The organism is Nitrosomonas sp. Nm33 (assembly GCF_900107265.1).
Lineage (GTDB): Bacteria > Pseudomonadota > Gammaproteobacteria > Burkholderiales > Nitrosomonadaceae > Nitrosomonas.
In genome coordinates this window covers 1-4,218 of record NZ_FNPJ01000122.1, presented here as the reverse complement: position 1 = coordinate 4,218, position 4,218 = coordinate 1, and the positions used below count along the sequence as shown (strand labels likewise).

The following is a 4,218-nucleotide window of genomic DNA, read 5'->3' as shown; positions in this document are numbered from 1 at the left end:
GCAACACGATACGACAAACTAAAGAGAAATTATGAAAGTATGGTTGCCATGGCATGCGGGTATCTGTGGCTACCTGTGTGAAATGTCAACAGACCCTAAGAAAAGTAACACGGGATTTGGCTTTTTCTGCAATTATTTTAAAAGTTGCTATTTCACCAGGAATTGAGCTAAGTGCCGGTTTTCCCTTAGATGCTTTATTAAAATATTGTTGAGCAGAAAGATTTCTTTTAGTTGGAGGAAAAGATCGATAATCAGCGCTATTATTCCGAGCAGACTGATCCCATTTTCTATGGGGAGATAGTTTTGTGAACTCAACCCAAATCAGCCCATCCCCTCCATAAATCTCATGGTCTTCAGAAGTCAAATTATGAAGCGGAATTAATAGTCTACCAACGAACCCGGGGTCTACTAATGGGCCAGTACCCAGTAATAACCCTCTGTGTACAAGTGTGATTTTCAGATTAAAGCGGATTGCTATATAATCTGGTAGAAAAAATTTAGTTTCAATAAAAACAAATACTATAGAGTTCTTTTTGAGAATAAATGGCTTATCGCGTTGGAGGATTTCTTTTTCTACTTCGCCAGTTTTTTCATTTACTAGGTAAACATCACCTAAAAATTCTATCTCATAAGATGCGGATTTAAGTTTAGTTACATCAAACGGATATACCATACTCGTAATGCGAGCATAGTCACAAATGTCCCCCGAATTTAAGAGCGCAGGTGGTACAGCTGGTATCGGATCTTTACATGAAAATTCCACAAAGCGTTCTTCAGCTTCGGTTACATTATTTGCAAGCCGACGGTTGGAATAATCTTCGTTCATGCTAGTTTCAAGGAATTCTTTATTGGTATCAGATGATCTGGTCCAAACCCAGCATATGCGATACGAGATCCAATCTTCTCTTCAAAATGTCGCAATAAAGATAAAGTTTCTGGGGTGTAATTCTGGAAAGCTATATTTCTTACATCTAGATAATCAAGATGATTCAGAACAATGCGAGTTGGTTTGTTATACATAACAGCCTGACGCACGATTTCCGGATCGAATCGTGCAACCCGTCTGATATTTTTTGTGACCGAAGTATATTCTACGATCGGGAAACTGGAACCAGATTCAGTAGTTAATTCCTCCCAGGAGAATTCATTAGAGAGTGGTCCTGAATTACCGGCAACTCTAATGGGAAACGTTCTGATTACCAGTACAATGTCATCAATATCTAGCGGACTTAACCCAGCTTCGGCAATGAATCCAGCCGCTGTGGTATCGCGGCTAGTCGCATAAGGATAGTCACGAGCATGCAACACAGAAAGACCAAACCCTTGAGTGCCCTCAACGATAATTCGTTCGTTTTTATTCAATCGTTCCCGAAGAAAAGGAGTGGAAGGTCTAACATAAGGTTTAAGGCTATCATCATCCCCTGCCAGCTTAACATCTCCAAGTCTGTTGATTCTTGCTGAGACTGCCGCACCTGTGCCACTTTGGGTGGAGCCAATAGTTACACCAAGTTTGGAATTTCTTTCTTCAATAAGATTGTTGTTGGTAATTACAACAGCATTAGGATCAATAATAAGACGAGAGGGTGTGAAGTTTGCAAGCCGCATTTCTTCAAATAGAATGACAGGAGAGATATAGCTCCCTGCGGGTAAAACGCATTGGACATCGGGTAATATCGCTGCTGTAGGCAGTTGTTTAAAAATTATCGGGCCTTTTTCAGAAATTACAGTGTGGCCGGAATTAGGACCTCCCACTCTAATAGCAACTGATGCACCCATTTCTCTAGCGAAGTAGTGCGCTACCTTTCCTTTTCCCTCAGAGCCAAATTGACCGCCAACAATAACTGTTACTGGCATTTCAGTCTCGATGAGTGATGAAAAATTAAATGATCCACTTTTGAATAGAGAGTTTGTATATCTTCTTCATTAGAGAGTATCTCATGAGCAAGTGGGCGCAAAGTTGAAACTTGTTGCTCTACTGGATGAGCTTCGGCTTCTTCAAAGGATACGTTGTTAGTTTCACGATTTTCGAATCGCGTTTTGCGTAATTCTACAGACGATTCTAAATGAATATGATGAAAAGCTGGGCCGAATGTTTCGATCCAGAAGGCGTGATCGTCGGCAAATCTAAGACCATCAATAACAATATCTCCTACGCCAGGCAGGGTCTCCAGAAGTTTACGGCCAAATTCGCGTTGTCCAAGCTCTCTGTATATCCGATCTCCGAATTCTTGCAAGGCAGGCCGGGTAGCTTCTATACCCTGTTCTCCCATCATCGCAGCTAACACCATACTATAACGGGTATAGTAAAAGCCTTGGTTCTCAAAGTACCGAGCAAGTGTTGTCTTTCCAGCAGCAATACGACCGCTGATACCGATAATCTTCCTATTACACCAAGTGTTTGCATCTGCTTTTAGATCAGGAATGATGAGTGCTTCATCGCCTTCTATACCAAGCGCTTCAAATTTTCCACCCCAGAAAAAAGCACCTACTACTGAAGATGTAATTGCATCAAGCTCATCATGCGTCAATTGTTCTCGAAGGAAATTACCACGTATTCCGAACTCCCTAAGACCTTCGCAAAGCATATCTAAACTAGCGCGCTTTCGGGGAATTCCCATAATATCTTGAGCTGCCCCAGGATAGCTTTCGATTACCGGTACACCTTTACTTCGCAAAAGTGATGCCAATCGGATACCCCTGGCTGTTAGCTTTTGCATACTGGGAATAAGGGCGGGATAAACGTTAATTCCTCTCTTTTTTAATACCCGCTCGCAATATCTCATGATACCGTATTTATGTCTGCCTGGATCATCATCCAATACCGAGATTCTGCCTTGTGGTAATGAGAGAGGTGAGTCAATTGATACTATGTGCGGTTGCGCTGCTAAGGTAACTGAAATCAAGTCTGCATCGCTTCCTATAAGGCGAGTTGTTGCCTCTGTACCATCCAACAAACACCAGCCAGAAGGCTTATTTTCAGAGCCCGTAAGATCAATGCCTACAACTTTTAAAGAGCTCGTTTCCGTAAGAAAAAGGTTCTCATATGTAATTCTTGGCCCGGAATCACCTTTATAGAGAGGAAAACTAATATCTTTAAAAAAGTTATGAATAGATCCTTTCTTGGTGAGCAGAGATTCTTCACGGTTAAAAAATTTCGGAAGTTTCTTGCTAATATGGGGAGGCAATTTCTGCTGTTTTGCAATTAGTGCAATAACTTTATCAAAAATAAACTTCATACCCAAAATATCGCAATAGTTATATTCAATTAGAAGTTTGAGCGCTTCTAAATCGCCTCTGCGATAACGGTGCCAAAGAATCGGCGCACTTTCTCCTTTTATTTCTACAAGATGGGGCGGTCTTTTAAAACCAACTTCATCTTCTATCGCTTTTTGCCCCCCGGAAAGGGATAGTCTTTTAGCCAGAAATCTTAGATCTATATGCACTGCTGGGATGGGCAGATTGACAAAACTCTCTCGAAGAAAGGGGAGGTCAAACATAGAACCATTAAAAGTTACAATTACGCAAGCATCAGCAAGGGCAGCTCTTAGTGTTTGCTCATCTTCTCCCAAGATGAAGCTATTATATTTTCCTTGATAAAACCATCCAACGAGGGTAATAACATCGTAATAACGACTTAATCCCGTTGTTTCAATATCTAGGAAAAGAGTTTTTTCCGGAAATGATAAGGGGATCCTATAGTATTCCCGTCGATTTAAAATATTCGCAAAATAAGCTACATCTCTAGCTTCAAAAGAGGCTCTTGCTTTTGCAAAAAGATGTTCTTGATCTAAAAAAAGGCTATCTTGCGGAATTAGGTGTCGTTCAAGGTCTTCCCATGAGAAAATACCTTGCTTCCAATATTTAGCTTCACGATTTGCACTGACACCACGCAATAAGCGCTGAAAAGTCATACGAAGCATGTTGATACTACCAATCCATTTTTAAATATTGCCAAGTATGTATGATGTACGAATATATTTCTGAAATAACTCAGGTATACAGGATCATAGAACGGCTATAGTCAGATTGCGTTCCATTAATTTCTTTAGTGTTTATTCATTGCCCATTAGAAAGTAGATTAGTTTTTAAACTAATTGTTTAGTCCCACGGTGTGCTGGAATGGATTAACATTAAAACGTTCCGGCTCTTTTGTCCATATTTTGCAGATGTATTCATAGGGTGTAAGCCCCTTCAAAATCTTAAGCCGCTTTGCGAAGT

The 4,218-nt window shown here is 40.6% G+C and carries 3 protein-coding genes and 2 pseudogenes; 1 reads left to right on the top strand and 4 read right to left on the bottom strand.

What is annotated here, in order from left to right:
- Positions 1-81, top strand: a pseudogene (locus tag BLV54_RS15835) (IS5/IS1182 family transposase); the annotation flags it as partial.
- A gap of 4 nt (positions 82-85) precedes the next feature.
- Here BLV54_RS15835 and BLV54_RS14600 read toward each other — a convergent pair.
- The 4 genes and pseudogenes from BLV54_RS14600 to BLV54_RS15830 form a co-directional block, all read right to left on the bottom strand.
- Positions 86-826 (bottom strand): dCTP deaminase/dUTPase family protein, encoded by a 741-nt coding sequence (locus BLV54_RS14600; protein WP_090572331.1) that lies wholly within the window; start codon positions 824-826, stop codon positions 86-88.
- On the bottom strand, positions 823-1,854 hold the full coding sequence (locus BLV54_RS14595; protein ID WP_090572330.1) for an adenylosuccinate synthetase: 1,032 nt from the start codon (positions 1,852-1,854) through the stop codon (positions 823-825). The genes BLV54_RS14600 and BLV54_RS14595 overlap by 4 nt, the downstream gene beginning before the upstream one ends.
- Positions 1,845-3,920, bottom strand: coding sequence for a ribonuclease H-like domain-containing protein (locus BLV54_RS14590; RefSeq protein WP_090572329.1), 2,076 nt, complete (start codon positions 3,918-3,920; stop codon positions 1,845-1,847). The genes BLV54_RS14595 and BLV54_RS14590 overlap by 10 nt, the downstream gene beginning before the upstream one ends.
- Positions 3,921-4,090: 170 nt before the next feature.
- Positions 4,091-4,218 (bottom strand): annotated as a pseudogene (locus BLV54_RS15830) (IS481 family transposase); the annotation flags it as partial.

Coding starts and splice junctions, on each gene's coding strand:
- BLV54_RS14600 (WP_090572331.1), bottom strand. CDS start 826: ATGAACGAAGATTATTCCAACCGTCGGCTTGCAAATAATGTAACCGAA.
- BLV54_RS14595 (WP_090572330.1), bottom strand. CDS start 1,854: ATGCCAGTAACAGTTATTGTTGGCGGTCAATTTGGCTCTGAGGGAAAA.
- BLV54_RS14590 (WP_090572329.1), bottom strand. CDS start 3,920: ATGCTTCGTATGACTTTTCAGCGCTTATTGCGTGGTGTCAGTGCAAAT.